Source organism: Rhizobium sp. 05L419 (genome assembly GCF_056397845.1).
Window position 1 is genome coordinate 28,589 of record NZ_JBFTOF010000004.1, and the last position, 26,761, is coordinate 55,349.

At 58.7% G+C, this 26,761-nt stretch carries 23 protein-coding genes; 10 read left to right on the forward strand and 13 right to left on the reverse strand.

Features of this window, described 5'->3' with window-relative positions:
* Positions 1-68: 68 nt before the first annotated feature.
* Genes AC1DMK_RS06185 through AC1DMK_RS06195 form a run of 3 tightly spaced genes read right to left on the reverse strand, consistent with a single transcriptional unit; the run spans position 69 to position 5,918 of the window.
* On the reverse strand, positions 69-3,515 hold the full coding sequence (locus AC1DMK_RS06185; protein WP_477857761.1) for an error-prone DNA polymerase: 3,447 nt from the start codon (positions 3,513-3,515) through the stop codon (positions 69-71).
* Positions 3,512-5,071 (reverse strand): Y-family DNA polymerase, encoded by a 1,560-nt coding sequence (locus tag AC1DMK_RS06190; RefSeq protein ID WP_477858127.1) that lies wholly within the window; start codon positions 5,069-5,071, stop codon positions 3,512-3,514. The genes AC1DMK_RS06185 and AC1DMK_RS06190 overlap by 4 nt, the downstream gene beginning before the upstream one ends.
* Positions 4,968-5,918, reverse strand: coding sequence for an ImuA family protein (locus AC1DMK_RS06195; protein ID WP_477857763.1), 951 nt, complete (start codon positions 5,916-5,918; stop codon positions 4,968-4,970). Before AC1DMK_RS06195 ends, AC1DMK_RS06190 begins: the two co-directional genes overlap by 104 nt.
* Positions 5,919-6,081: 163 nt before the next feature.
* Between AC1DMK_RS06195 and AC1DMK_RS06200 the strand changes: the two genes are divergently transcribed.
* Positions 6,082-6,519, forward strand: coding sequence for a metallopeptidase family protein (locus AC1DMK_RS06200; RefSeq protein WP_037068024.1), 438 nt, complete (start codon positions 6,082-6,084; stop codon positions 6,517-6,519).
* Between the two features lie 9 nt (positions 6,520-6,528).
* Here AC1DMK_RS06200 and AC1DMK_RS06205 read toward each other — a convergent pair whose 3' ends face one another.
* Together AC1DMK_RS06205 and AC1DMK_RS06210 are read right to left on the reverse strand one after the other, a co-directional pair.
* Entirely contained in the window at positions 6,529-6,735 is a 207-nt protein-coding gene (locus AC1DMK_RS06205; RefSeq protein ID WP_037068027.1) for a DUF1737 domain-containing protein, read from the reverse strand.
* Between the two features lie 11 nt (positions 6,736-6,746).
* On the reverse strand, positions 6,747-7,655 hold the full coding sequence (locus tag AC1DMK_RS06210) for an HpcH/HpaI aldolase/citrate lyase family protein (protein WP_477857765.1): 909 nt from the start codon (positions 7,653-7,655) through the stop codon (positions 6,747-6,749).
* A 112-nt stretch (positions 7,656-7,767) separates the two neighbouring features.
* On the opposite strand from AC1DMK_RS06210, the gene AC1DMK_RS06215 reads away from it, so the two are divergent.
* The 3 genes from AC1DMK_RS06215 to AC1DMK_RS06225 all read left to right on the forward strand — a co-directional run bounded on the left by AC1DMK_RS06215 (position 7,768) and on the right by AC1DMK_RS06225 (position 9,063).
* Positions 7,768-8,010 (forward strand): hypothetical protein, encoded by a 243-nt coding sequence (locus tag AC1DMK_RS06215; protein WP_037068031.1) that lies wholly within the window; start codon positions 7,768-7,770, stop codon positions 8,008-8,010.
* Between the two features lie 116 nt (positions 8,011-8,126).
* Positions 8,127-8,555: a VOC family protein gene (locus AC1DMK_RS06220; RefSeq protein WP_037068033.1), complete on the forward strand. Its 429-nt coding sequence runs from the start codon at positions 8,127-8,129 to the stop codon at positions 8,553-8,555.
* An 82-nt stretch (positions 8,556-8,637) separates the two neighbouring features.
* Entirely contained in the window at positions 8,638-9,063 is a 426-nt protein-coding gene (locus AC1DMK_RS06225; protein WP_477857767.1) for a hypothetical protein, read from the forward strand.
* Here the strand turns inward: AC1DMK_RS06225 and AC1DMK_RS06230 are convergent.
* Both AC1DMK_RS06230 and AC1DMK_RS06235 read right to left on the reverse strand, forming a co-directional pair.
* Positions 9,046-10,329 carry an ATP-binding protein gene (locus AC1DMK_RS06230; RefSeq protein ID WP_477857769.1) on the reverse strand — a complete coding sequence of 428 codons (1,284 nt, stop codon included), beginning with the start codon at positions 10,327-10,329 and terminating at the stop codon, positions 9,046-9,048. The genes AC1DMK_RS06225 and AC1DMK_RS06230 overlap by 18 nt on opposite strands.
* A 173-nt stretch (positions 10,330-10,502) precedes the next feature.
* Positions 10,503-10,892 carry a transposase gene (locus AC1DMK_RS06235; protein WP_477857771.1) on the reverse strand — a complete coding sequence of 130 codons (390 nt, stop codon included), beginning with the start codon at positions 10,890-10,892 and terminating at the stop codon, positions 10,503-10,505.
* Positions 10,893-11,022: 130 nt separating this feature from the next.
* On the opposite strand from AC1DMK_RS06235, the gene leuD reads away from it, so the two are divergent.
* On the forward strand, positions 11,023-11,631 hold the full coding sequence (gene leuD / locus AC1DMK_RS06240; RefSeq protein ID WP_037059433.1) for a 3-isopropylmalate dehydratase small subunit: 609 nt from the start codon (positions 11,023-11,025) through the stop codon (positions 11,629-11,631).
* A gap of 64 nt (positions 11,632-11,695) precedes the next feature.
* Here the strand turns inward: leuD and AC1DMK_RS06245 are convergent, their stop codons facing one another.
* Entirely contained in the window at positions 11,696-12,628 is a 933-nt protein-coding gene (locus tag AC1DMK_RS06245; protein WP_037058962.1) for a pyridoxal-phosphate dependent enzyme, read from the reverse strand.
* A gap of 179 nt (positions 12,629-12,807) precedes the next feature.
* Here AC1DMK_RS06245 and leuB point away from each other — a divergent pair, with 179 nt between their 5' ends.
* Complete coding sequence (gene leuB, locus AC1DMK_RS06250) at positions 12,808-13,920, forward strand: 3-isopropylmalate dehydrogenase (protein WP_477857774.1); 1,113 nt, start codon at positions 12,808-12,810, stop codon at positions 13,918-13,920.
* Between the two features lie 123 nt (positions 13,921-14,043).
* The gene (locus AC1DMK_RS06255; protein WP_477857776.1) at positions 14,044-14,805 is read left to right on the forward strand and encodes a phosphatase PAP2 family protein; all 762 of its coding nucleotides are present in this window, start codon (positions 14,044-14,046) and stop codon (positions 14,803-14,805) included.
* A gap of 67 nt (positions 14,806-14,872) precedes the next feature.
* Here the strand turns inward: AC1DMK_RS06255 and AC1DMK_RS06260 are convergent, their stop codons facing one another.
* Both AC1DMK_RS06260 and AC1DMK_RS06265 read right to left on the reverse strand, forming a co-directional pair.
* A complete protein-coding gene (locus AC1DMK_RS06260) occupies positions 14,873-16,759 on the reverse strand; it encodes an MFS transporter (protein WP_477857778.1) in 1,887 nt (628 codons plus the stop codon).
* Between the two features lie 347 nt (positions 16,760-17,106).
* Positions 17,107-18,870, reverse strand: a complete 1,764-nt coding sequence (locus AC1DMK_RS06265; RefSeq protein WP_037058968.1) for a glucan ABC transporter ATP-binding protein/ permease — start codon at positions 18,868-18,870, stop codon at positions 17,107-17,109.
* Positions 18,871-19,200: 330 nt separating this feature from the next.
* Here AC1DMK_RS06265 and AC1DMK_RS06270 point away from each other — a divergent pair, with 330 nt between their 5' ends.
* From AC1DMK_RS06270 to AC1DMK_RS06280, 3 genes are all read left to right on the forward strand, one after another.
* Positions 19,201-19,941 (forward strand): LuxR family transcriptional regulator, encoded by a 741-nt coding sequence (locus AC1DMK_RS06270; RefSeq protein WP_037058969.1) that lies wholly within the window; start codon positions 19,201-19,203, stop codon positions 19,939-19,941.
* Positions 19,942-20,055: 114 nt separating this feature from the next.
* Positions 20,056-23,520 (forward strand): pyruvate carboxylase, encoded by a 3,465-nt coding sequence (gene pyc, locus AC1DMK_RS06275; RefSeq protein WP_477857780.1) that lies wholly within the window; start codon positions 20,056-20,058, stop codon positions 23,518-23,520.
* Between the two features lie 70 nt (positions 23,521-23,590).
* Positions 23,591-24,151 (forward strand): NADPH-dependent FMN reductase, encoded by a 561-nt coding sequence (locus tag AC1DMK_RS06280; RefSeq protein WP_477857781.1) that lies wholly within the window; start codon positions 23,591-23,593, stop codon positions 24,149-24,151.
* A gap of 22 nt (positions 24,152-24,173) precedes the next feature.
* On the opposite strand, the gene AC1DMK_RS06285 is transcribed toward AC1DMK_RS06280, so the two are convergent.
* From AC1DMK_RS06285 to AC1DMK_RS06295, 3 genes are all read right to left on the reverse strand, one after another.
* Positions 24,174-24,935 carry an amino acid ABC transporter ATP-binding protein gene (locus AC1DMK_RS06285; protein WP_037058973.1) on the reverse strand — a complete coding sequence of 254 codons (762 nt, stop codon included), beginning with the start codon at positions 24,933-24,935 and terminating at the stop codon, positions 24,174-24,176.
* Entirely contained in the window at positions 24,932-25,612 is a 681-nt protein-coding gene (locus AC1DMK_RS06290; RefSeq protein ID WP_477857784.1) for an amino acid ABC transporter permease, read from the reverse strand. The genes AC1DMK_RS06285 and AC1DMK_RS06290 overlap by 4 nt, the downstream gene beginning before the upstream one ends.
* Before the next feature lie 130 nt (positions 25,613-25,742).
* A complete protein-coding gene (locus AC1DMK_RS06295) occupies positions 25,743-26,516 on the reverse strand; it encodes an amino acid ABC transporter substrate-binding protein (protein WP_037058976.1) in 774 nt (257 codons plus the stop codon).
* Positions 26,517-26,761 lie beyond the last annotated feature (245 nt).

Consider the following 26,761-nt stretch of genomic DNA (forward strand, 5'->3'; position numbering starts at 1 on the left):
TCGATCGGTATTGTGACCGGCTTCCCTTGATTTTATGGTGGATTCTTGCCTCAGGCGGGGATCCGGCTTTAGTGAAAGTTACGTCCTTTCGGCATGACGCGTGCCGTTTTTGAAGCAGTCATATGATCGCCTTCCGACCGGATCCGCTTTTCCATCGCGGCCTTCTCCAGGATGCCAGCGATTTTTTTCTGCCGGGGATCTGCCGTCGGCTTCAGAACTTCGTCGGCACGGGTGCATGCGCCGAAGCGTCGGGCTTCCTTCTGCAAGAGCCCCAGGCAGGGTGTCATGTCCTCGATGTGGTCGACGACAGTATGAATGACGCCGCTCTGTTTTTGGAGTTTGCCCCTGATTTTGACCAGTCGGGCTCCCATGACGATCGAACGATATTTCTCGAATGTTTTCGGCCAGACAATCGCATTGGCTACGCCCGTTTCATCTTCCAGAGTCATGAAGATAACGCCCTTTGCCGAACCCGGCCGCTGGCGCACCAGCACGAGACCGGCGATCGTCACCCTTCTGTCGTTCTCGACCTGGAGAAGATCGACACTGCGGGTTATGCCGATTTTATGAAATTCCTCGCGCAGGAACGAAACGGGATGCGCCTTGAGCGACAGGGACAGGTATCGATAATCCTCGATCACCTGCTCTCCCGGCAGCATCTGGGGGAGTTGGGTCCGAGGCTCAACCTGCAAATCGACATGGCTGACCTGGTCGAACAAGGGCAGCCCCTCGGCGGCACTTTTCACATCCAGCGCCCGCACCGCCCATAAAGCCTCGCGCCGGGACAAGCCGATTGTGCCAAAGGCGTCGGCATCCGCCAGTCGCTCCATATCCGGTTTGCCGAGGCCGGAGCGCAGCCAGAGATCGCGGATGGATGTATAGCAATCTCCCCGATTTGCGATCAGCTTTTCTCTTATCGTCTTTTCAGAAAGACCTTTCACCTGCCGGAAGCCAAGACGGACAGCTCTTCTGGTCTTGATGACGTCCTCCATCTCGCGATGCCGAAAGTCGATCTTGTCCTTGGCGAAGACGGCGTCTTCCAGCAGGCAATCCCAGTCCGAACTGTTGATATCGACCGCACGGATTTCCACTCCGTGTTCCCGGGCGTCGCGGACCAACTGCGCCGGCGCATAGAATCCCAAGGGCTGAGAATTGAGCATGGCCGCGCAAAAGACATCCGGATAGTAAGCCTTCACCCAGCACGAGGCATAGACGAGAAGTGCAAAAGAGGCGGCATGACTTTCCGGGAAGCCGTATTCGCCGAAACCCTTTATCTGGTTGAAACACTGCTGAGCGAATTCACGGGAGTATTTCCTATTGACCATTCCCTCGATGAATCTCTGTTCAAATGTTCCAATGGTTCCTGTTCGCTTGAAGGTTGCCATCGCTCGCCGCAGCCGATCGGCCTCGGCGGGCTCAAATCCGGCGGCCGTGATCGCGATCTGCATGGCCTGTTCCTGAAAAAGCGGAACACCCAAAGTCCGCTCCAGGACCCCTTCCAATTCCTTGCTCGGATACTGGATTGGTATGCCTTTATGCCGTTCTTCCCTTCGCTTCAGATAGGGGTGAACCATATTGCCTTGGATGGGGCCTGGTCTTACGATTGCGACCTCAATGACGAGATCGTAAAACCTTCTCGGCCGCAGGCGCGGCAGCATGCTCATTTGCGCCCGGCTTTCAATCTGGAAAACGCCAAGCGTATCTGCACGGCACATCATGTCGTAAACCGGCTCGCCATCGTCATGGTCCCGGTTGCCCAGATCGGCCAGCGTCTTCTTCACGTCGTAGTGAAGCTGCAGCATATCGAATGCTTTTCTGAGGCAGGTCAGCATTCCGAGCGCCAGGATATCGACCTTGAGGATTTTCAGATTGTCGAGATCGTCCTTGTCCCACTCGATCATGTAGCGACCCGGCATCGCCGTATTCATGATCGGCACGACTTCGTCGAGCCGATCCCTGGTGATGACGAAGCCCCCGACGTGCTGGGTAAGGTGGCGGGGGAAGCTGAGAAGCTCGGCGGCATACTTCAAAACGTTCTTCGTCGTGGGGTCGAGAATATCGAGGCCGGCAGATTTCGCCTCCCGCTCGGACAAATGGTCTTCCGACCAACCCCAGACCAGACTGCCGATCGCCGACTGAATATCCTCCGAAAGACCGAAAGCCTTGGAGACTTCGCGGCCGGCGGAACGGGTGCGATAGGTCGTGACCCCTGCTGTCAGCCCGGCATGCTCCCTGCCGTATCTCTTGTAGATATACTGGATGACCTCTTCGCGCCTGTCGTGTTCGAAATCGACATCGATATCCGGTGGCTCGTCGCGGTCCATGGACATGAACCGGTCAAAGAGAAGGGTGCTTTTCTCTGGATTTACTTCCGTTATTTCCAGGCAGTAGCAAATGACCGAATTTGCCGCCGAGCCACGGCCCTGGCACAGAATATCCAGTTCATACCGGGCGTGGTGGATAATCCTATGGACCGTCAGGAAATACGGCTCGTATTTCTTTTCTCGAATGAGGCCTAACTCGTACTCAATCTGGTCCTGGACCTTTGAAGGGACGCCTGTTGGAAAGCGCTTTGCGGCCCCCGTCCTGGTAAGGCGCTCAAGGGTCTCGTAAGGGGTCTGCCCCTCATCATTTTCAGATGGATAGTTGTGCTCCAATTGGTCGAGCGAAAATGAAAGCTTGCCGAAGAATTTTCCCGTATTGGCGATCGCATCCGGATAATCCCTGAAGAGGCGGGCCATTTCGCGCGTATCCTTGAGATAGCGCTCGGCATTCGGCGCCAGAAGAAAGCCCGCTTGGGCGATCGGCACATGTTCCCGGATCGACGTCACGATATCGGCCAAGGGACGGCGGGCAGTATCGTGGTAAAGCGGCTGGTTGGTGGCGATAAGCGGCACCCTGTTACGGCCGGCAAGCATGGAAAGAACCGCAAACGTGCGCCTGTCGCGGCCATCATAGGCTGGCGCAAGCGCCATATGGAATGTCTTCCCGAAGCGTTTCTGCAAGCGCGCCAGACGGGCCTCGAAATCCGCGTGACGAAGCGTATCGTCCGCAGTCGACGGATCCGGGACCAATGCAAGCAGCATCCGATCGCCCCATTCCATCAAATCTCCTTCGGTGAGGATGCAGTCTCCCTTTTCCGCCTTGAGGTTGCCGGCGCTCAACAGGCGACAGAGATGCGCCCAGCCTTTCCGGTCTTGCGGATAGGCGAGGATATCGGGCGTCTCATCGCAGAAGACGAGGCGGGCGCCTGGCTGGATCCGGATCGCGTCAAGAACGCCTTGCGCCTTCTCGTCCTTTTCTAGGAGCCCGAGTTCCTTCCTCCTGAATTTCTTGCTGATTTCCTTGGATTGAGCATGAGCCCTGACGACCCCGGCAACCGAATTCCGGTCGGCAATGCCGAGGCCGCCAAGCCTAAGGATTGCCGCCTGTATCACCATCTCTTCAGGCTTTGATGCGCCTTCCAGAAAAGAGAAATTCGTCCTGGCGCCGATTTCGAAGAAGGCGGGGGTCATGGCAAGACCCCGTGCATGAACCAACGCGGTGTCGTGTCACCGGTGTAGCGGCCTTCACGGTAGATCCAGAAGCGGTGCCCCTGGTCGTCCTCGACGCGGAAATAATCCCGATCATCCGCATCCGCTCCATCGACCCACCATTCCATGGCGAGCCGTTCCGGACCCTCGCTTCTGAGGACGCGGTGCCGCATTCGTCGCCAGTGAAAATTGGCGGGGGCGCCATCGGGGACTTCGATTGCGAATGCGTCCATCAACTCAGGCCTCTGAAGCAGGCGCAAGGGCCTCTCGCTCCTTGATGGGGGAGGGTTGCCTTGCTGCGCGTTATGGACCGACAAGGCATCGATTGCCGGAACGGCAATCGATGCTCTTTCCGGTACATGGCTTTCACGCAACTGAAAGGACTGCAGGCAATCTGCACCAAGTCTTGCGGAGACACGATCGACGAAGGCGGCGAGTGATACGTCCTTCTGCCGGTGGCCGTCGAAATCGCCTTGCGTCGTATCGAAGTTCTCGTGACGGAGCACATTGATACGAAGGATCTCGAACCCATAGCCGGCATCGAGATCGTCGTGCACAGCCTGCAGACGCTCGGAAAAGAGGGCGGCAATGCGTTTGGGTTCCCGCAACGGCTGGGCGGTGCCTGCCGAAATACGAAACACCCTGCCATCGACGCGGAAGAGAACGAGTTCGAAGACGCGGCCTCCGGCGCCGCGGGCTTCGAGCGAGGGCTTCAAAGAGGTGGCGATCTGGCCGGTGAGTTCGAGGATGTCCTCTTCCGCTCCGATCGGCTCGATCAGGCGCCGTTCAGCCGAGAGGCTGGCGACCGGCAGGCGTGGCGATACCGGTTCCTCATCCGTGCCGAGTGCCTGGTCCAGCCGCAGGAGCAGGCTGGCTCCGAAGCGGCGGGCAAGCGGCGCGCGCGGTGCGCCCAGCAGATCGCCGACATATTTCAATCCCATCTTCGTCAGGGAATCGACTGTTTCGTCAGCGAGGCGAAGGCAAGCAACCGGAAGCGGTGCAAGAACCTGTCCGGCCTCATCCGCCGCGATAACCCCGCCCTGGCCAAATCGGCTGACAGCCCAGGACAATCCGGGAGATGAAGAAATGGCGCCGCGTGCATCCAGTCCCATCTGCAAGAGCCTGCAGAGGATATCCTTGAGGAGGGCCCTTTCACCGCCGAACAGATGGGCGCAGCCGGTAATGTCCAGAAACAGGCCGTCCATCCCGTCGAGCGCGACCAGCGGCGTATAGCGGTCGCACCAGTCGGCGATCCCCTCGAGGAAGCGCCGGTCGGCAACAGGGTCCCCCTCGATCACGTCGATCGTCGGAAAGATGGCGCGGGCTTCGGCCACGCCGAGGTTTTTCTTCAGCCCGATCGCTTCTGCCGCCTCGTCGAGCGCCGTCAACCGCATGGCATTGTTGAGGCGAGCGGAGCAGACGATCGGTGGTGCATCAGGACGGCCGCGCGAACGCCAGGAAAGTCCCCATCTCTTTCTGGCGATCCTGTCGGTCGGGAGATATGGGAAATTGAGCGCCAGAATGCGCTGCGCGTTCATCTGGAAAGCGAGTGTCGGCTGATTGGCGGACAGGGAAAAACCGGCGGTCATGGGGGTTCCATTCCAGAAAAAGGGAGAGGGGGGCCGGATTGCGGCTCTTCTCCAGGGTAAGGCGAAAGACCGGGTTGCCGATGCTGCCGCCCAGCATCGAACCATCCGGCAAGAACCGCGCCTGGGCCGGCGCGGGTTCGGCAAGGAAGCGGAAGAAGGCGCTGCTTGCCTCTTCCTCTCCAGCTTGGCGCAATAGGAAAAGCGGGCGCTTGGAGGCCTTTGCTCGCAGGTTTAGTCGCCGGCTTTCCGTCAGGCCGAAATGCTTCGGATTGCCGCGAACCTCCAGAATTGTTGCTGGAAATACGCCGCTTTCGACTGCTGTTTCCGCAAGCCACAGCGCGTCCTCCAGCTTGCGGGGGCTTGCATGCAGGAACAGTTCCGGCTTCAGGCCTAAATCCCTGATGCCAACGGCATAGGGCAGCCCTGCCTCCAGGCAGGAGACGGTGTCGGAGATCCAAAGTATTGGCAGAGAAGCGCGCTGGTTTTCTTCATCCTGCCGCTGCAGCATGGAGGCCAGTGCCAGCACGAAGCCGCTGCTTGCGCCTGCATTGCGCAGCAAATGCGTGCGAACCTCGGTGAGGCCATCCAGCGGCATGCCGCCCTCCATGGCTTCATCGAGTGCGGATATTCCGAGCGGAAGACGCAGCGCATTTTCGCCTCCTTCTCCAACAAAGTTTTGCTCAGCCAAAGCCTGGCTTTCCGCCGCCGCCAAGGCCGGCGCGGGCTTTCCTTCAAGTTTTGCAATGGTTTCGCGGAGCGCAAAAAGTCGCTCGCGCGTCACGGCCGGTTGTGCCATGACGTTCACTCCACATTCCGATGTTCCTGTTATGTTCTTATGGATTCCAGAGCGTGGCCGAAGAGTCAACAGCCATTTCCTGTGAATTTATTCCTGTCCTTGATTCCGCTCTCGAAAATCGAATGCGAAGGTTCTATATGGGCCACAAAGGAAGGGAATTTTTATGGCCCGCGTAGACCAGAGCGATGATTGGCAGGACCGCCACGCGCCGACGATCAGTACTTTCGAGTCCTTGGCAATGGAGGCCTATAGCCATCTACCGGAAGAGTTCCGTGCGCTGACCACCAACCTGACGATCGAGATCGAGGATTTTCCTGACGACGACGTGTTCGAGGACATGGCGCTGGAAACGCCGTTCGACCTGCTCGGCCTCTTCGAAGGCCGTGGCATTTCGGAGCGCTTTACCATGGAAACCGGCGAGTTGCCGAACCGAATCCGCCTCTATCGACGGCCGATCCTGGACTACTGGGCTGAAAATGACGAGACGCTCGGCGATATCATCACGCACGTCCTGATCCACGAGATCGGTCACCATTTCGGCCTCAGTGACGACGATATGGAACGGATCGAGGAGAGTGCCGAAGAGGCGGCCGAGCGTTAAACGCCAGCCTTACTGCTCCGACAGCTTCATGTCCGGATGGTAGTCCTTGCCTTCTACGTCCTTGACGATCGCCTGAGCGGCAATCACTTGACCTGTCTGCGCGTTGAAGGTCAGGGACGGCGAGCCGTGCAGCGCCCAGCCCTTGTTGAGGGCATCTGTTACGCGGTGGCAGAAAGCGGCATCGTCCTGGCCGGTCAGAAGGCGGTAAAGCTTCATAAAATCGTCTTTCACTTCGCCGTTTGGCGTTCTGCAATCAGGCGGGCTTTATGAACCAGACTTTCAGCCTGGACAAGATGCAGCCGCTCGATCATCCGGCCATTGGCAGTGATGACGTTGAGACCTTCGGCGGCCGGATCCGCAAAGGCGGCGATAACAGCTTTCGCCTCGGCAATCGCGGCCTCGTCCGGCCCCAAATGCCTGTTGGCGGCTTCGATCTGCGTCGGGTGGATCAGCATCTTGCCGTCGAAGCCCATGGCACGCGCCTCAGCGCATTCGGCGCCGAAGGCATCCGCATCCCTGAAATCGTTGAAGACGCTGTCGATGGCGTCAAGGCCGTAAGCGCGCACGGCAATGATGACCTGCATCAGCCATGGCACGAGATAGGTGCGGCCCGGTTGTGGCAATACGCCAGTTTCCTTGCGCAGGTCGTTGAGGCCGACGACGAAACAGTCAAGCCTGGAGCCCGCGGTTCGTCCCGCTTCGGCGATTGCCGCAGCGTTCAGAATGCCGCGAGGCGTCTCGATCATCGCCCAGATGCGCAGATTTTCGGGTGCATCGGCATCGGCGAGAAGATCGCTGACCGACATGACATCCTGCGGTTCGTCCACCTTCGGCAACAGCACGGCATCGGGTTCCAGCGCCAATATCAGCTCCATATCGGCCCGGCCGAACGTGGAGGAAGAAGCGTTGATGCGGATGATGCGTTCTTTGCCCTCAAGCGGCTTGCCGGAGAAGAAGGCCCTCAGGTTTTCTCTTGCTTGCGCTTTTTTCTCGGGCGCGACCGAATCTTCCAGATCGAAGATCACGGCGTCGCAGTCTAGCAGATGGGTTTTTTCCAGAGCGCGGACATTGATGGCAGGAACACTCAACACCGAGCGGCGCAGATTCATGGAACGGGTCAGTGGATTTTGGCTCATAGCGAATGTGTGCCAAGCTTTAGCGCAGGTGGCAAGACAACAAAAAGCCATGCTTATCTTGCAGAGAAGGGAGCGAAGGACCACATTCCTTTCCGAAGAAAGGTTTACACACATGCAGAATATCCGTTCCATCTTCCTTATGCTCTCAGGCGTCACCGTCTTTGTCGCTTTGGCGTTCCTCACCTTTTCGGTGACGCTCGCTGTCGGCGGCATTCTCACGGTGCTCATGGTGGGCCGCGCGCTTTCGCTGAAGATGAAACCGGCTCCGGTCCGCGCCCAGGCACGGAGCAAGCCTCATTCCGGCGCCGAAATGCGCATCTGGAATGACGGGCGCGGCACGATCATCGATCTCTGATCTTGGTTCGTATCTGCATTTAAATTTTCCGATGCTGTCGGCTCGATTGCTTCTCATGCGTCTTTGAAGCGGCAAGGTTTTTGCCTGCTTCAAATATCAAGCGAATGGAGAACAGCATGGATACTCAAACGCAAACCAGCCAAGTGGCGTTGCCACCGGTCAAAAACGGTTTGTTGCCTTACGTCACGGTCGATGGCGCCCTGAATGCAGCGGAATTCTACAAGCGTGCCTTTGGCGCAGAAGAAGCATTCGTCGTTCCTGTCGATGAAAATGGCAGGACGATGCATGTCCACCTTTATGTGAACGGCAGCTCGCTCATGCTGAGCGATGCCTATCCCGAGCATGGCCATCCCTTTCAGAAGCATCAGGGCTTCACGTTACAGCTCGTCGTCGATGACATCGATTTCTGGTGGGATCGTGCGGTTGCAGCGGGGGCCGAGGTCGTCATGCCTGTTGAACTCATGTTCTGGGGCGATCGTTATGGCCAGCTTCGCGATCCGTTCGGCGTCAGCTGGGCGATCAACGCGCCAGTAAAGGCGAGATAGCTTCAAGGCGGCCGGCCGCGTCGAATTCGCGCGTGGCCGGCCGCTTCATGCAAATTTCCGGAATTCGATGGAGTTGGTTTGTATGGTGTCGGTCGTCGAGGAGTTGAAGGGCAAGCTGGCTGAGCTGGAAGCCAGGCTTGAGGAGATCAAGGCAGAAGCGCTCGTCTTGGAAGTGCAGAAGGCCGCTTTCGCGACCGTGATTAAAGTCTTCGACCCCTGCGTGACGTGCGTAGCCGTGTCCTTGAACTTCTCCGAGATGCGAAAGAGCCGATTCTCGCAGGCGATCTGTCAAAACAGTTTGCCAAACGCGAAGGCTTCGGGGCCGAGATTGATGGGATCGGCCCTAACCTGGCTGGAAGGTTTTCTGGCTTGCTCGAACGTATGGAGCAGACAGGGCTGGTCCGCTCGTCAGGTGCTCCCGATGGCCGTCGTAGATTGTGGGAGATCGCCAGGTAAGCACCCGAAGCTTAAACCGTGCCGATCACTCAGGCTAACTGTCTTTGAATGACCAAAATATCGACAGAGGAAGCGCGAATATATTCTCGCCGAAACTGAGTACGCGTTCTCCCATATAGATGACGATGCCGACGAAGGGACGGTTCGTGCCTGGGCCTTCGTCTCGAAACCATCGCAGATGTTGAAAGTCCTTTGCTTCAACCGTAGTCGATGTCTTCATCTCGAAGCCGATTATCGTTCTGTCTGACTCAGCAAGGATGTCTATCTCGCGTCCTCGTTGATGCCTCCAGTGATAAAGTCGCCACTGACGCATCTGATGGGGAAGGGATTTCCACATTTCATTGAAAACGAAATTTTCGAACATGCCGCCAAGCGCTGTGGGATTCGCGCCGATATTGAAGCTCTGGGCGTTCATACTCCTCAAAGCCGCGACGATCCCGGTATCCACAAGATGGATTTTTGGTTGGCGTATGTCGCGTCCGGACTCTCCAGAGGTCCACGCTGGCAATCGTCGCAATAGGGAGAGCTTGGTTAGAATATCGAGGTAGGTCTCGGTGGTATTCCGTTGTAAACTGATGTTTGAACACAGTTCATCTATATTCAGTTCGTTTCCGACACGCGTAGCTAGTTGATCGATCATTCGCCTCATGGCGTCTGACTTTCTTATTTTTAAGATGTACGCAACGTCGCGTTCGACGACACTGTCAACGTAGTCGCTGTATCGATTTTGCCTCCAGCGCTCTTCCAGAGTTCGTATCTCGGGGAAACCGCCTGCGACTATCAAGTCGATGTATTGTGTCCGGGACAACGTTTCTGCTTTAGGCAGGTCTAGCGGATCGGGACGGTCATTCGCCGATGCCCAGTCGAGAATTTTCGCAGGCCCCATGCGCTGTGTTTCGGCGACACTCATTGGAAGCATCGTCATCGTATGGACCCGACCTGCCAACGAGTCCGCCACGTGCGCGGAAATGAAAACGTTGGATGAGCCTGTCAGGACGAACTGACCCATTGCTCGGTTCTCGTCCACGATTCTCTTCAACGCCAAAGCTAATTTCGTTGATCGTTGGGCTTCGTCGATAATGAGGGGGCCCGCTTTCGTCTCAGCCAACAGGGCATCCAGCTGTCCTTTTGGATCGGCCTCAATAGCTGCAAGCACACCCTCGTCATCTAAGGTGATGAATTTTCCAACGCTCAATAGGTCGCGTACCAGTGTCGTCTTCCCGACCTGGCGCGGCCCAACAATGTTAACCACGCGCGCTGATGTGAGTGCAGCCCTTAGCTGGGGCTGCAGATGACGCGGGAGGAGACTCTCGTCCATGATGGGCACTTCATTTTCTCAGCAAGGCATTATGGGGAAAGTTGTAATAGAGTTTCGGTGAAAGTGTCAATAGGATTCCGGTGAAAGTATCAATAGCGGTCCGGTGAAACCGTCAATAGCATCCTGGTGAAACTGTCAGTACGCGTTGGAGAAATTGACGAAGCCCAAATCGGTCATCGCAGGTATCGTTGCATCTCCACCGCGGTCTTCTCGGTCCAGACCTGGTCCTCGATGCGCTCTGCCGCCCCCTGCCAATAGCCGCATAGGTTCGCGGAGGTCGTGCGGTGCGTGACCGTGCGCAGCACGTCGGCAAGCTGCCAGCGCAGCCCCATGTAGCGGGTATCTTCCTTCCACGCGACCATCGCCATGTACCAGTCCAGGTATTTCACCGAGAAACGGTGGTGAATGCCGACGTAGGAGCGCTCGGCGCGGGCGAAGAAACTCTCAATCCTGTTGGTGTCGGTACCGTCATCGGTCTGGTAGGCCTTGCTATGGTTCACACGCTTGAGGATCGCCAGCCCGACGAGATCGTCGTAAGAGCCGTGTTCGTCAGCAGTCAGCACGTGGTCCCGCCCGCGCCAACGCCCGGCTGAGTGTTTCTTAGGAATTCCGCAAATTTTCCTTCATTTCGGCGGAAAACTGGACTAAACGCTGATCAACAAAACTATGTCTGCTGATATTGGAGGCCAGGCCATGGACAAATTCGTAAAGCTGACGGGGGTTGCCGCCCCTCTGCCGGTCGTCAACATCGACACCGACATGATCATCCCGAAGGACTACCTGAAGACGATCAAGCGCACCGGTCTCGGCAAGGGCCTCTTTGCGGAAGCCCGGTACAATGAAGACGGATCGCTGAACCAGGATTTCGTGCTCAACAAGCCGGCCTATCAGAACGCCAAGATCCTCGTTGCCGGCGATAATTTCGGCTGCGGCTCCTCGCGCGAGCATGCCCCGTGGGCGCTTCTCGATTTCGGTATCCGCTGCGTCATCTCGACGAGCTTTGCCGACATTTTCTACAACAACTGCTTCAAGAACGGCATCCTGCCGATCATGGTCAGCCAGGAAAACCTCGACAAGCTGATGGACGACGCTTCGCGCGGCTCCAACGCGATCCTGACGATTGATCTCGAAAACCTGGAAATCACCGGCCCGGACGGCGGCTCGATCAAGTTCGATCTCGACGAGTTCAGGCGCCACTGCCTGCTGAATGGTCTCGATGACATCGGCTTGACGCTTGAAAAGGGCAAGTCGATCGACAGCTTCGAAAAGTCGAACGCCGCATCGCATCCGTGGGCGGCATAAGCGGTCCGCATAGCATTGTATTGTCAAAGCCGGGTTTTCGCCCGGCTTTTTCTTTGGCTGGCCTTCAGAGCAGCCTTTCCTTCCACATCGTCAGCTTTTCCAGCGAAACGCCGATGCCGCCGCAGACTTCGATCAGCGGATTGTCGAAGCGGTCGAGAATGCCGGGATGGGCATCCGCCACCGCCAGTGCCGCGCCGCAAGCGGGCTCTACCAGGATGCGATAGGTATCGGCAAATTTCAGGCAGGCGGCGACGGCCTGCGCATCGGTGACCGTCACGCTTTCGACCGGGTGATGCTTCGGCAGATCGAACACATGCTGCGCAACCTGGCGCGCGCCGAGAGAATTGGCGATCGAGGTGATGGCGGGCAGGGTGATGCGCTCACCTGCCGCGATGCTGGCATGGAACGATGCGGCGCCCTCGGTCTCGACGGCGATAACAGGCACATGCGAGAGCCCGTTTCTCTTAAGTCCGGCGACAATCCCCGCAAGCAAGCCGCCGCCACCGACGCTGGCGATGACGCAGTCGAAGGCGGCGCCCTTTGCCACAACCTCATCGATCAGCGTGCCGTGGCCTTCCCACAGAAGCGGGTGATCGAAGGGGTGCACGTAAGCTGCTTTTCGCGCATCGGCGAGCTTGATCGCGTAGGCGTTCGCCTCATCGAAGACGGATCCATGCACAAGAACCGCCGCCCCAGTCGCTTCGATCGATCGCCGGACCTCTTCAGACGTCGTTTCCGGCACGACGATCGTGACCGGTACGCCAAGGGCGCGCCCGGCATGGGCGGCAGCGATGCCGGCATTGCCGCCCGATGCGCAGAAGATCTCGCGGGCGCCGTTCTCGACCTCGTGCTGGCAGAGCCTGCCGACGCCGCGCAGCTTGAAACTACCGGCAGGCTGCAGGGCATCGAGCTTCAGCCAGAGCGGCTTGTTGCTGGCGCTATAGCTCGCCGTGGCGCGAAAGAGCGGGGTGTCGAGATGGAGGGGCGAAGCGGGCATTGGCGATATCCAGATAGCGGTCAACGATGATTTGTTGTTACCCGCGCGCGTCCTTCGGTCAACTCACGTATATTGAACGCCTTGTGGTCGCTAACCGTACCGAATCGGCCCGTTGCTCGCTTGAAATGCCGTTTCCCGGGGGCTAATAAGCCGCAACTTGTTTTTCTGCGGAGGGTTTCATGACAGCGCGTAATCTTTTCCTGCTACCGGGCGACGGCATCGGTCCCGAGGCCATGGGCGAGGTCCGCAAGATCATTGCCTATATGAATGAGGCGATGAATGCCGGCTTCGTCACCGAGGAGGGTCTTGTCGGCGGTAGCGCCTATGATGCGCACGGTGCCGCGATCTCCGAATCCGACATGCAGAAGGCGCTCGCCGCCGATGCGGTTCTGTTCGGCGCCGTCGGCGGTCCGAAATGGGATAGCGTTCCCTATGACGTTCGCCCGGAAGCCGGCCTTCTGCGCCTGCGCAAGGACCTGCAGCTGTTTGCAAACCTGCGTCCGGCCATCTGCTATCCTGCGCTCGCCGAGGCTTCCTCGCTGAAGCCGGAGCTGGTCGAGGGTCTCGATATCCTCATCATCCGCGAGCTCACCGGCGGCGTCTACTTCGGTGAGCCGAAGGAGATCATCGATCTCGGCAACGGCCAGAAGCGTGGTATCGATACGCAGGTCTACGATACCTACGAAATCGAGCGTATTGCCGGCGTCGCCTTTGAAATGGCGCGCACCCGCGGCAATCGCGTCTGCTCGATGGAAAAGCGCAACGTCATGAAGTCTGGCGTGCTCTGGAACCAGGTCGTCACCGAAATACACAAGGCAAAGTATTCCGACGTGCAGCTCGAGCATATGCTGGCGGATGCCGGCGGCATGCAGCTCGTTCGCCAGCCCAAGCAGTTCGACGTCATCGTCACCGACAATCTCTTCGGCGACATGCTTTCCGACGTCGCCGCGATGCTGACGGGTTCGCTCGGCATGCTGCCGTCCGCTTCGCTCGGTGCACCCGATGGAAAAACCGGCAAGCGCAAGGCGCTGTACGAACCCGTACACGGTTCGGCGCCTGACATCGCCGGCAAGGGCATTGCCAATCCGATCGCGATGATCGCCTCCTTCGCCATGTGTCTGCGCTACTCCTTCAATCTCGTGACGGAAGCCGACAATCTGGAAAAGGCGATCGCCAACGTGCTCGACAAGGGCATCCGCACCGCCGACATCATGGCCGAAGGCGCCAGGAAGGTCGGCACCGTCGAGATGGGCGAAGCGATCCTCGCGGAGTTCAAGGCGCTTTCTGCCTGATATTTCACGTGAAACAGGTTTCAGGCCCTCCGCATCAGCAGATACGGAGGGCCTTTGCATTGAAGCAATCGGCTGTCGCGCCTATGTCCATTTCTGCATCGGCGTGAAACCAGCAGGAGTGGCATGAGCGAGACTGTCGAGCGCAAGACCAATATTTGGACCAAAATGCGCAATCGCTATGAGGCGAGGCGCACGATCCATCGACGGGTTCCCTKGAAGGGTTTTACGCTGTCGGCCGTCAATATCGTTGCCATTGCCTTTTTCGTCTTCGATCGCCCACTCGGACAGGCGGCCAAAAGTCTGGCGCCGCCGCTGGTCTCGATCGCCGGCGATGTGACCGACATCGGCAGGCTCGCCTGGATTCTGGCCGGACTGTCTACCATCTTGGTGACCGGCTATCTCGTTCGTCGGCGCTTGTGGAAGGTCCGCAGACGTTTTCGCATGGTCTATTTTGCGCAGATGGCGGCTTATGTCGGCGCGTCCGTACTTCTCGCTGCCCTCGTTGCCAATGTCCTGAAGTTTGCGATCGGCCGGGCGCGGCCACTCCTTTACGAGCAGGAAGGCATCTTAAGTTTCGCGCCCTTCAACATGGACTTCCTTCATCAGAGCTTCCCCTCCGGCCATTCGGCCAATATCGGGGCCCTCTTCACGGCGCTGGCTCTGCTCTTTCCACGGTTCCGGCTGGCTTTCATCGGCATTGGTCTTTGGCTCGGCGCCACCCGCATCATTCTCGGGGTGCACTATCCCAGTGACGTCGCCGCCGGTCTTTTGCTCGGCGCCTGGTTTGCCTTTGTCACATCCATTCTTTTTGCGCGTTTCGGCATGGTTTTCTCGATCGGTCGCGACGGCGGCTGGCCGACGCCGAGGTTGAGTCGTCTCATTTGAGCCTCCCTGAAACGAAAAACCCGGCGCCTTTCGAGCGCCGGGCCAATGTTGCGATGTTTCAGTCGTCTCAATCCATAGCGTTGATATCGCGATCCTTCGTTTCCGGCAGGAAGATGAGACCGATGACCAGCGTGATTGATGCGAAGATAATCGGGTACCAGAGCCCATAGTAGATATCGCCCGTAGCGGCGCTCATTGCGAAAGCGGTGGCAGGCAACAGGCCGCCGAACCAGCCGTTGCCGATATGGTAGGGCAGCGACATGCCGGTGTAGCGGATGCGGGTGGGGAAGAGTTCGACCAGCAGTGCTGCAATCGGTCCGTAGACCATCGTCACGTAGAGAACGAGGACGAAGAGAATAGCAACCGTTCCAATCCAATTGACGCGAGCCGGGTCGGCAGACATTGCGAAACTGCCACCACCGGCGACGGTGTAGACCGCCATGTCGGTGACGCCTTTTGCCTCATCGGCCGTCAAAAGCTTGCCGGCAATGAGCTTGTCGGCAGGCATGGCTTCCTTCTGGCTGGCGCGAATAGCATCGGCGTTCAGCGCAAGCTCCGGATTGGCGGCAACGAAGGCGTCCAGCTTTGCATCAGGAACCTTGATGGCGCCGCGGTTCAGCGGATAGCCGCCGTCATGAAGAGCGGTATTGACACTCTTTTCGAAAGCGGACGCCATGCCCTTTGCCTTGTCGCCGGCGGCGACGGTGTCGAAGCTGACGATGGTTTCGTTTCCGATCTTGACCGTTGCCGCCTGGCCGGCAGGGCCGGGCACGACATCATAAGGCACCGAGTTCTTGGTCAGGAACGCAGTTGCGACGTCGCAGGAGCTGGTGAACTTCGATGTTCCGGTCGGGTTGAACTGGAACTTGCAATCAGCCGGATCGGCCGTCACCGTCGCACGAACCGAAGCCTGGGCTTCAGCAAGGGCGGGGTTTGCAGTCCATGTCATGGCCTTAAACAGTGGGTTGTAGGTGACGGCCGCGATCAGCAGGCCAGCCATGATGATCGGCTTGCGGCCGATCTTATCCGACAGCCCCCCGAAGATCACGAAGAAGGGCGTACCGAGGATAAGCGCCACCGCAACCATGATGTTGGCCGATTGGAGCTCGACCTTCAGCACGTTCTGCAGGAAGAACAGCGCATAGAACTGTCCACCGTACCACACGACTGCCTGGCCCATCGTTGCGCCGAAAAGCGCGATCAGGGCGATCTTGGCGTTTTTCCACTGGCCGAAGGCTTCGGTCAGCGGGGCTTTCGAACCCTTGCCTTCCGCCTTCATCTTCTGGAATGCCGGCGACTCGTTCATCTTGAGACGAATCCACACCGAAACGCCGAGAAGCACCACGGATACTAGGAATGGAATACGCCAGCCCCAGGCGGCGAAAGCTTCCTTGCCCATCAGGAACTGGACGCCGACGATAACGATCAGCGACAGGAACAGGCCCAGCGTGGCGGTTGTCTGAATCCAGGAGGTGAAGTAGCCGCGGCGCCCGTTCGGCGCGTGCTCGGCCACGTAGGTCGCCGCACCGCCGTATTCGCCGCCGAGCGCGAGGCCCTGCAGAAGACGAAGGCCGATCAGGATGATCGGGGCAGCGATGCCGATTGAAGCCGCACCGGGAAGGACACCGACCAGGAAGGTCGAGAGACCCATGATAAGAATCGTCACCAGGAAAGTGTACTTGCGTCCGACAAGGTCGCCGAGGCGACCGAAGACCAGGGCGCCGAAGGGACGCACCAGAAAGCCTGCCGCAAACGCGAGAAGCGTGAAAATGTTACGCGTAGCTTCCGGATACTGGGTGAAAAAGGTGGCGCCGATATAGGTTGCGAGCGAGCCGTAAAGATAGAAGTCGTACCACTCGAAAACGGTACCGAGCGACGAGGCGAAGATGACCTTCTTCTCCTCTGATGTCATCGGGCCGGCTTTTGCACCGTCGACGCTTGCGACATTTGCCATTGTTGTCCTCCACAATGTGATGTTCATAGCGGTCGCGACCATGCCCTCCTCAAAGCATACCCCGGGTCGCGGCTCATCTGACGAGATTGTGGCAGAAAAGATCCCCCAAAAAGAGAGCGGCTTTGGGATTATGACTTTAGTCTAACGCCTTGGCGCAAATTGCCGCATCCGGAAGGTCGTCAGAGAAACCCGGTCGTGCTGGCGAGCGATCGATTTTGTGTGACACACTGTTGACGAGCGTTCCAAACGGATCGCGGACATAGAAGCGTCGTCCCCCAGTGCCGGCCAAGAAAAAGCCGGATGGCAGGACCATCCGGCTTGATATCGGGTTGCGCAGATTTGATTTCTCAGGCGGCTTCGGTCGTGTGTGCCTTGCGGACCTCCTCGTCCGTCAGGATGCCGCTGGCGCGCAACAGTGCGGCGAAGCGGCCGTTGCTCTGGCTGAGTTCATCGAAACTGCCTTCTTCGACAACGCGGCCGTTATCAAGGAAGAGAACCTTATCAGCTTCGCGAACCGTCGACAGGCGGTGGGCGATGATGAAGGTGGTACGGTTTTGACGCAGATTGTCGATCGCAGCCTTCACGCGGTTTTCCGTTTCAACATCGAGCGCGCTCGTGGCCTCATCGAGCACCAGGATCGGCGCGTCCTTGAGGATGGCGCGGGCGATGGCCACGCGCTGGCGTTCACCACCGGAAAGCCTGTTGCCGCGCTCGCCGACATGGGTGTCGTACTGATCTTCGCGGGTCTCGATGAAGTCTGCGGCGGCGGCAGCTTCGGCTGCACGGCGCATTTCTTCTTCGCTTGCGCCCTCGCGGCCCAGGCGAATGTTATCGCTGATCGAACGGTTGAGCAGACCGGCGTCCTGAAACACCGTGGCAATGTAGCGGCGCAGCGACTTGCGGGTGACCTTCGTGATGTCATGGCCGTCCACAAGGATCTTGCCGCTATCGGGATCGTAAACACGCTGCAGCAGGTTGACGAGCGTCGTCTTGCCGGCGCCGGTCGGGCCGACGATTGCAACCGTCTGGCCGGCCTTGACCGTAAAGGAGACGTTGTGCAGGCCCTGTGACGAGTTGCCGAAGCCGAAGGAGACATCACGGAACTCGACTTCACCCTTCACATCGGAAATGTCGGCATTGCCAGCCGGCTCTTCGCGATCACGCACGGAGTCTTCGAGGTTATAGAAGTCCTCAAGCTTCGAACGAGCTTCGAAAATCTGGGTCGCAAACTGGCGCATCTGGTCAAGGCGCGAGATCAGCAGGTTCGCAAAACCAATGAAGGCAATGACGTCGCCGATCCTGAGTTGGCCGGACTGAACCATCAGCGTGCCAATCACGAGAATGATCATCATCGCAATGGTCGATGCCATGCGGTTCATCGCACCGGCAATAGCCCACCAGTCGAGAACCGGATACTGGGCCTGCAGCAGGCGGTCGGCAAATGACTTCAGCGCCTTGGTTTCCGCTTCGATACGGTTGTAGCTATGCAGAACCGAAACGTTGCTGATCGAGTCGCTGACATGCGAGAAAACCGTGTGGTAGTGGTTTTCGACCGATGCCTGGCCATCCTTGGTTCGGCTCATGACGAGGCGGCCAATCAGCCAGTAGGCGATGCCGAGCACGACCAGCACGCCAGACAGGCGCATGTCCATCGCCATTGCAGTCGGAATCAGAATGACGATTGCGACGGCTGTTGCCAAGTGATTGCGCATGAACTCAAGCCAAAGGCCGAACAGTGTTTCGCATGCGCGCAGCAGCGTATGCAGAGCGTTGGACGTTCCGCGCTGTTGGTGCCAGGAAAGGGGCATCGAAATGATGCGGCCGAAAGCTTCCGTCAAAAGCGTGGCGCGGCGGCCATGCGCCAGCCGGTCCGCCTCACGGGCGACCAGAACGAAGGCTATGGTGTTGAAAACGGCAAATCCGGCCCACATGAAGAGTATGGGCTTGACGTCCCCCTTGCCGGAAATTGCATCGATAATACGTCCGAACAGGATAGGCTCGGCGATTGTGATCGCTGCGAGCACGATGTTCGCGACAACGACCAGGGATACGCGGAGCTTGTAGGCGCCGAGATAGCGCAAAGCTCTTGCATAGACCTTGAATAGCGACACGGCGATACCTCTTGTGCATCTGCGAAATATTCGATGTTGCGAGGCTACAAAAAGCTATCTGAACCGGCGATTAACGGCGCGTTCATTCCGGCATTCCCGGCCCATTTTGATGGCGATATCGTATAGTAAATGCGCGATGTATAATGTTGGAATCTTCAATGAAGCGCTGGAGTATTGCAATTACCACTTGCGTTTTGACGCCTGAATGGCACACCATAAACTATATTATGAACTGTAGTTTCGATTGCATCGATCGCTGCTTCGATAACCGGGGCAGGTCCCGGGAGGGGCTTCGCCGGAAGCCCCTAGCGCCGGAACAGGGGCTTTTTAGTGAATATTCATTCTTTAATTCAATTGCTTGTCTTGCTGGAAGAGTGTCGGAAACCCGAGGCGGTGATCGACGAGCTTGGACATGTCATCACTTCTTATGGGTTCTCTTATTACGGCGTTCTTCGGTATCCGAAGCAAGCTGAGGATCCGGTGGGCCTGATGCTGGCCGGCCGATGGCCGGACATGTGGCCACAGATCTATCTTTCCAAGAAGTACCACTTGAGTGATCCCACCGTGCGCTATCTCGCATATGCACAAAGGCCATTTCGCTGGACGGATAGTCTCGCCGCGTTCGGCGAGGATGCGCATCACCGCCGGATGGAGCAGATGATGGCCGATGCGAGCAGCCATGGCCTGCGGGACGGCTATACCTTTCCCATATACGGACGAAACGGCATCCTCGGCTATATGACTGTCGGGGGGCGGCCCGTGGATCTTTCCCCGGTCGAAATTTCGTTGTTCGATGCAGTCGCGCGCAAGGCCTTCTGGCGCCTTCTGGAATTCAAGGGAGAGGCGCAAGCGCTTCTGGAAGTGTCCGGTGCAGACACGCGTCTGACCCGCCGCGAACTGGAAATACTGCAGTATCTGGCCGAAGGCATGACCTCGGTCGAGATTGGCAGGCATCTTAAGATCTCCAACCATACCGTCGACTGGTATATGAACGGCCTGCAGAACAAGCTGAAGTCCAAGAACAGGCAGCATGCCGTGGCGGTTGCCTTCCGCCATGGGCTGATCGCGTAGCTCCGAGAAATTCGATTTGCGGGCCGCGGGGAAATTGAACTTTCCGTGACAGCACGTTAAGACTCTTCTTCGCGGGTGCAGCATTGCCCGTTTCGATGCCGTGAGGAGACTGCATTGCCTATTTCGAAGATACTTGTTGCCAACCGTTCCGAAATTGCCATCCGCGTGTTTCGCGCGGCCAACGAGCTCGGAATAAAAACGGTCGCGATATGGGCAGAGGAAGACAAACTCGCATTGCACCGTTTCAAGGCGGATGAGAGTTATCAGGTCGGCCGCGGCCCGCATCTTGCCCGCGATCTCGGACCAATTGAAAGCTACCTGTCGATTGACGAAGTCATTCGTGTCGCCAAGCTGTCTGGCGCTGACGCGATCCATCCGGGCTACGGCCTGCTGTCGGAGAGCCCGGAATTCGTCGACGCCTGCAAGCAGGCCGGCATCATCTTCATCGGCCCGAAGGGCGATACGATGCGCCAGCTCGGCAACAAGGTCGCGGCGCGCAATCTGGCGATTTCGGTCGGCGTTCCCGTCGTGCCCGCCACCGAGCCATTGCCTGATGATGTGAACGAAGTGGCCCGCATGGCCGAAGAAATCGGCTACCCGGTGATGCTCAAGGCCTCCTGGGGCGGCGGCGGTCGCGGTATGCGCGCCATCCGTGACCCGAAGGATCTCGCCCGCGAAGTGACCGAAGCCAAGCGCGAGGCGATGGCTGCTTTCGGCAAGGACGAGGTCTATCTTGAAAAGCTCGTCGAGCGTGCCCGCCACGTCGAAAGCCAGATCCTGGGCGACACGCATGGCAATGTCGTGCATCTTTTCGAGCGCGACTGCTCCATCCAGCGTCGCAACCAGAAAGTCGTCGAGCGCGCGCCGGCACCCTATCTTTCGGAAGCGCAGCGCCAGGAGCTTGCCGCCTATTCGCTGAAAATCGCCAAGGCAACAAACTACATTGGCGCCGGTACCGTCGAATATCTGATGGATGCCGATACCGGCAAATTCTACTTCATCGAGGTCAATCCGCGCATTCAGGTCGAGCATACCGTCACCGAAGTCGTGACTGGCATCGATATCGTCAAGGCGCAGATCCATATCCTCGACGGCTTTGCGATCGGTACACCGGAATCGGGCGTTCCCAAGCAGGAGGACATCCGCCTCAACGGTCATGCGCTGCAGTGCCGCATCACGACGGAGGATCCCGAGCACAACTTCATTCCGGATTACGGCCGTATCACCGCTTACCGTTCGGCCTCGGGATTCGGTATCCGGCTCGACGGCGGCACGTCCTATTCGGGTGCGATCATCACCCGCTACTACGACCCGCTGCTGGTCAAGGTCACCGCCTGGGCGCCGAACCCATCCGAAGCGATTGCCCGCATGGACCGTGCGTTGCGCGAATTCCGCATCCGCGGGGTCGCGACGAACCTGACCTTCCTTGAAGCGATCATCACGCATCCGAAGTTCAGGGACAACAGCTACACCACGCGTTTCATCGACACGACGCCTGAGCTGTTCCAGCAGGTCAAGCGTCAGGACCGCGCGACCAAGCTGCTGACCTATCTCGCCGATGTAACGGTCAACGGCCACCCGGAAGCCAAGGACCGGCCGCGCCCGCCCGCCGATGCTGCGGTACCGGTCGTGCCATACACCAACGGCAGCGGCATTGCCGACGGCACCAAGCAATTGCTCGATACCCTCGGCCCGAATAAATTCGGCGAATGGATGCGCAATGAAAAGCGCGTTCTGATGACCGACACCACTATGCGCGACGGTCATCAGTCGCTGCTCGCCACGCGCGTGCGCACCCACGACATCGCCCGCATCGCCGGCACCTATGCGCACGCCCTGCCGAACCTTTTGTCGCTTGAATGTTGGGGCGGCGCGACCTTCGACGTCTCGATGCGCTTCCTGACGGAAGATCCGTGGGAGCGCCTGGCACTGGTGCGTGAAGCGGCTCCGAACCTTTTGCTGCAAATGCTGCTGCGCGGCGCCAACGGCGTCGGCTACAAGAACTATCCTGACAATGTCGTTAAATATTTCGTCCGCCAGGCGGCCAAAGGCGGCATCGATCTCTTCCGCGTCTTCGACTGCCTGAACTGGGTGGAGAACATGCGTGTCTCGATGGATGCGGTGACTGAGGAGAACAAGCTCTGCGAAGCGGCGATCTGCTACACGGGCGACATCCTGAATTCGGCTCGCCCGAAATACGATCTCAAGTACTACACGGATCTCGCCGTCCAACTTGAAAAGGCCGGGGCTCATATCATCGCGCTGAAGGATATGGCGGGCCTCTTGAAGCCGGCTGCCGCCAAGGTGCTGTTCAAGGCGCTGCGCGAAGCGACCAGCCTGCCGATCCACTTCCACACGCATGACACGTCGGGCATCGCTGCAGCGACCGTGCTTGCTGCGGTAGACGCCGGCGTCGATGCGGTGGATGCTGCGATGGATGCGCTGTCCGGCAACACGTCGCAGCCCTGCCTCGGCTCGATCGTCGAAGCGTTGCGCGGCTCCGAGCGCGATCCGGGCCTCGATCCCGAGTGGATCCGCCGCATTTCCTTCTACTGGGAAGCGGTGCGCAACCAGTACGCCGCCTTCGAAAGCGACCTCAAGGGACCGGCGTCGGAAGTCTACCTGCACGAAATGCCGGGCGGACAGTTCACCAACCTCAAGGAACAGGCCCGCTCGCTTGGCCTCGAAACACGCTGGCACCAGGTGGCGCAGGCCTATGCCGATGCCAACCAGATGTTCGGCGACATCGTCAAGGTGACGCCGTCGTCCAAGGTCGTCGGCGACATGGCCCTGATGATGGTGTCTCAGGACCTGAGTGTTGCTGACGTCGTCAACCCAGACAAGGAAGTCTCGTTCCCGGAATCGGTCGTCTCGATGCTCAAGGGCGATCTCGGTCAACCGCCGTCGGGATGGCCGGAAGCGCTGCAGAAGAAAGCGCTGAAGGGGGATCAGCCCTACACTGTGCGCCCCGGTTCGCTGCTTGAAGATGCCGATCTCGATGCCGAGCGGAAGACGATCGAGACCAAGCTCGAACGCGAGGTCAGCGATTTCGAGTTTGCGTCCTACCTCATGTATCCGAAGGTCTTCACCGACTTTGCGCTGGCTTGCGATACCTACGGTCCGGTCTCGGTGCTGCCGACGCCGTCCTACTTCTACGGCCTTGCGGACGGCGAGGAGCTTTTTGCCGACATCGAGAAGGGCAAGACGCTGGTCATCGTCAATCAGGCAATGAGCGGCACCGACAGCCAGGGCATGGTCACGGTCTTCTTCGAGCTCAACGGTCAGCCGCGCCGCATCAAGGTTCCGGATCGTGCGCATGGCGCTACCGGCGCTGCCGCTCGCCGCAAGGCCGAACCCGGCAATGCCGCACACGTCGGCGCCCCGATGCCGGGCGTCATCTCCCGCGTTTTCGTCTCTGCGGGTCAGGCGATCAATGCCGGCGACGTGCTGGTTTCGATCGAAGCCATGAAGATGGAGACGGCGATCCACGCGGAGAAGGACGGCACCGTGGCAGAGGTGCTTGTCAAGGCGGGCGATCAGATCGACGCCAAGGATCTCTTGGTCACCTACGCGAGCTGACGACCCATTCAAAGACAGAGGGCGGCTTTCGGGGCCGCCTTTTGATGTTTTGCGCATGAGGAAGGGTGATATGAGTAAGCTCAAGATTGCGGTCATCGTCGGAAGCACGCGTATCGGTCGGTTTGCCGATCATCCTGCAAAGTGGATCGCCGATATTGCCGGGAAGCGACCTGAACTGGAGGTCGAGGTCCTTGATCTGCTGGACTATCCGATGGCCCTGTTTGGCGAGGCGCGGACGACAGATGCCGAATCCGAGACGGCGGAGCGGTGGAAGAAGAAGCTGCGGGAGTTCGACGGCTACATTTTCACCGTTGCCGAATACAACCACGCACCGACAGCGGTGCTGAAAAATGCGATCGACCTTGGCGACTTCAACCGGAAGCCGGTCGCTTTTGTGGGTTACGGCGGTGTCGGCGGTGCACGTGCTGTCGAGCACCTGCGCCTGATTTTTGTCGAGATGGGTGCTGCCTCGGTCAAGACGGGCGTGCACATCTCGCTTGCGGAATACATCGGCGTCGCCAAAGACGGGAAAAGTCTCAGCGACTATGCTCACCTTGGCGACGCCGCCAAGAACCAGCTGGACCAGCTCGTCTGGTGGGGCAATGCGCTGAAGGCTGCGCGCTCAGCTTGAGTTAGCGGCGGCCGCGCCCCGCCTATATGTCGTAGGTGTGGGCGGCGTTGATCGTCGAAATGAAGCGCTTTGTGCGCTCGCGCTCCGGCGCGGTGAAGATGTTTTTCGCGCTGCCCGTTTCGACCACGCTTCCAGCTTCCAGGAAGACCACGTCGTTGGCGATCTTGGAGGCCAGCCGCAGATCGTGGGTGGCCATCACCATGGTCGTGCCCTCCCTGGCGAGACGGCCCAAGACATCAACGACCTCTGCGGAGAGTTCCGGGTCGAGTGCCGAAGTCGGTTCGTCGCACAGGAGCACGCGCGGCGACGGGGCGAGGGCGCGGGCAATCGCGACGCGTTGCTGTTGGCCGCCCGAAAGCGTCGCCGGCCAGGCGTCAGCCTTGTGAGCCATGCCGACCTTGGTAAGCAGCTCCATGGCGCGGTCGCGGGCTTTCTCCTTCTGCCACTTCAAGACAGTGACCAAGCCCTCCATCACGTTTTCGATCGCCGTCTGATGCGGGAAGAGCTGGAAATTCTGAAACACCATGCCGGTCTGCCGGCGGATCTTCTGAATGGCCTGCCACTTGGTTTTCTGACCGGGCGCGAAGGTCAATTTCTCGTCGCCGATACGGATCGCGCCTGCGGTCGGAATCTCCAGCAGGTTGATGCAGCGAAGCAACGTGCTCTTGCCGCCGCCTGACGGGCCGACGAGTGCGGTGACGCTGCCTTCGGGAATGCGGATGCTGATGTCCTTCAGGATGACGGCATCGCCGAAACGTTTCTCGATGTTGGAAAGCTCGATCATGCGTTTGCCTCCAGCATGCCGCCATAGCGCGCGAAACGACGCTCGAGCCTGACCTGTAGCGCGGACAGAACGGAGCTTAGCGCAAGATAGATCAGCGCTGCCTCGATGTAGAGGATCAGTGGCTCGTATGTCGTCGCAACGATACGCTGCGCAGCCTGAAAAAGCTCAGGCACGGTAATCGCCGCGGCAAGCGAGGTGTCCTTTACGAGCGAGATGAAGGTATTGGAGAGCGGTGGAACCGCAACGCGGGCTGCCTGGGGCAATATGGTCCGCGTCATGGACTGGCGCCAGCTCATGCCAATCGAGTAAGCGGCCTCCCACTGTCCTTTGGGCACGGACGAAATCACGGCGCGGATGATTTCGGAACTGTAGGCGCCGATGTTGAGCGTGAAACCAATGAGCGCTGCCGGGAAGGCATCGAGCAGGATGCCGATGCTGGGCAGGCCGTAGAAGATGACGAAGAGCTGGACAAGCAATGGCGTGCCGCGAATGACCCAGACATAGAAGCGGGCGACCGCGACCACCGGCGTTGCGCCGAAGAGGCGCCCGATTGCGGTCGCCAGGCCAAGGGCAAGGCCGAGCACGAAGGACAGCAATGTGAGCGGAATGGTGAAGACCAGCCCGGCCCAGAGAAGCGGCGCAAGCGAATCGGCCATCAATTGAAGCCATTGCGGCACGGGCATTTCCCTCAAAGAAAGAGGCGTTCAGCGAGGTTTCGCTGAACGCTTTCAATGGCACATATAGTGGATGTTGCGGCGGCGGGAAACTGCCGCCGAAGGCTGATTACTTACTGCCGCCGAAGGCTGATTACTTGGAGACGTCCTGACCGAAATACTTGTCGGCGATCTTCTTGTAGGTGCCGTCCGCCTTGATGTCGGCGAGCGCCTTGTTGATCGCTTCCAGAAGTTCCGGTTCGCTCTTGCGGATGATGATGCCTGAATAGTCGGCATTTTCCTGTTGAGCGACGATCTTCACCGGGGCGTCTGGCTTGTGCTTCTTGAAATCGAGGAAGGACAGGCTGTCGTTGATCGTCGCGTCGGCGCGCTTTGTCAGCACGAGCTGGATCGACTGATCGAAGCCGTCGGTGCCGACGAGTTCGGCGCCCGCCTGCTCGGCAAGCTTACCGAAGTTGCTGGTCAACGATTGCGCTGACTTCTTGCCCTTGAGGTCGGCAAAGGATTTGATGCTGTCATCGCCGTCGCGGACGATCAGCACGGCCTTCGAAGCGATATAGGGCTCGGAGAAATCGTACTTCTGCTTGCGCGCCTCGGTGATGCCGACCTGATTGATGACGGTGTCGTAGCGCTTGGCGTCGAGGCCGGCGATCAGCCCGTCCCATTTGCCTTCGACGAACTCGGCCTTGACGCCGAGCTTGGCTGCGACGGCTTCACCGATCTCGACGTCGAAGCCAACAAGCTTGCCGCTTTCGTCGTGATAGGTGAAGGGCGCATAGGTTCCTTCGGTACCGACCTTGAAGACGCCGGCCGATTTGATCGCGGCAAGATTGTCGCCGGCAAGGGCGGGCATGAGCGCGGCAGCCTGGATCAGTGCAGCTGCGGCGATGGTCTTCAGGAGGTTCATTTTTCTATCCAATTCACCAGATGTGGTCGATGCAGGGGAAAATCGCAGAAAAGCCTGTGTGAAGATGCGTAGAAAACTGCAAATAGAAACGGCAGCTGCAAATATTTTTCTCATTTTTCACGAATTCGGCGCCGCTTGTTTCACGCCGTGAAAAAATGTGTGCGGCCTCCCGCTTGCGTGCACGTTTGTATCCATTTATGCATGTTTGTATCGATTTTGACCCAAGCAGGCGGATCAGCCCGACA

What these genes read in the sequence shown, in the direction of transcription:
- AC1DMK_RS06185 (WP_477857761.1), bottom strand. Translation starts at nt 3,515, where the DNA reads ATGACCCCCGCCTTCTTCGAAATCGGCGCCAGGACGAATTTCTCTTTT.
- AC1DMK_RS06190 (WP_477858127.1), bottom strand. Translation starts at nt 5,071, where the DNA reads ATGAACGCGCAGCGCATTCTGGCGCTCAATTTCCCATATCTCCCGACC.
- AC1DMK_RS06195 (WP_477857763.1), bottom strand. Translation starts at nt 5,918, where the DNA reads ATGGCACAACCGGCCGTGACGCGCGAGCGACTTTTTGCGCTCCGCGAA.
- AC1DMK_RS06200 (WP_037068024.1), top strand. Translation starts at nt 6,082, where the DNA reads ATGGCCCGCGTAGACCAGAGCGATGATTGGCAGGACCGCCACGCGCCG.
- AC1DMK_RS06205 (WP_037068027.1), bottom strand. Translation starts at nt 6,735, where the DNA reads ATGAAGCTTTACCGCCTTCTGACCGGCCAGGACGATGCCGCTTTCTGC.
- AC1DMK_RS06210 (WP_477857765.1), bottom strand. Translation starts at nt 7,655, where the DNA reads ATGAGCCAAAATCCACTGACCCGTTCCATGAATCTGCGCCGCTCGGTG.
- AC1DMK_RS06215 (WP_037068031.1), top strand. Translation starts at nt 7,768, where the DNA reads ATGCAGAATATCCGTTCCATCTTCCTTATGCTCTCAGGCGTCACCGTC.
- AC1DMK_RS06220 (WP_037068033.1), top strand. Translation starts at nt 8,127, where the DNA reads ATGGATACTCAAACGCAAACCAGCCAAGTGGCGTTGCCACCGGTCAAA.
- AC1DMK_RS06225 (WP_477857767.1), top strand. Translation starts at nt 8,638, where the DNA reads ATGGTGTCGGTCGTCGAGGAGTTGAAGGGCAAGCTGGCTGAGCTGGAA.
- AC1DMK_RS06230 (WP_477857769.1), bottom strand. Translation starts at nt 10,329, where the DNA reads ATGGACGAGAGTCTCCTCCCGCGTCATCTGCAGCCCCAGCTAAGGGCT.
- leuD (WP_037059433.1), top strand. Translation starts at nt 11,023, where the DNA reads ATGGACAAATTCGTAAAGCTGACGGGGGTTGCCGCCCCTCTGCCGGTC.
- AC1DMK_RS06245 (WP_037058962.1), bottom strand. Translation starts at nt 12,628, where the DNA reads ATGCCCGCTTCGCCCCTCCATCTCGACACCCCGCTCTTTCGCGCCACG.
- leuB (WP_477857774.1), top strand. Translation starts at nt 12,808, where the DNA reads ATGACAGCGCGTAATCTTTTCCTGCTACCGGGCGACGGCATCGGTCCC.
- AC1DMK_RS06260 (WP_477857778.1), bottom strand. Translation starts at nt 16,759, where the DNA reads ATGGCAAATGTCGCAAGCGTCGACGGTGCAAAAGCCGGCCCGATGACA.
- AC1DMK_RS06280 (WP_477857781.1), top strand. Translation starts at nt 23,591, where the DNA reads ATGAGTAAGCTCAAGATTGCGGTCATCGTCGGAAGCACGCGTATCGGT.
- AC1DMK_RS06285 (WP_037058973.1), bottom strand. Translation starts at nt 24,935, where the DNA reads ATGATCGAGCTTTCCAACATCGAGAAACGTTTCGGCGATGCCGTCATC.
- AC1DMK_RS06295 (WP_037058976.1), bottom strand. Translation starts at nt 26,516, where the DNA reads ATGAACCTCCTGAAGACCATCGCCGCAGCTGCACTGATCCAGGCTGCC.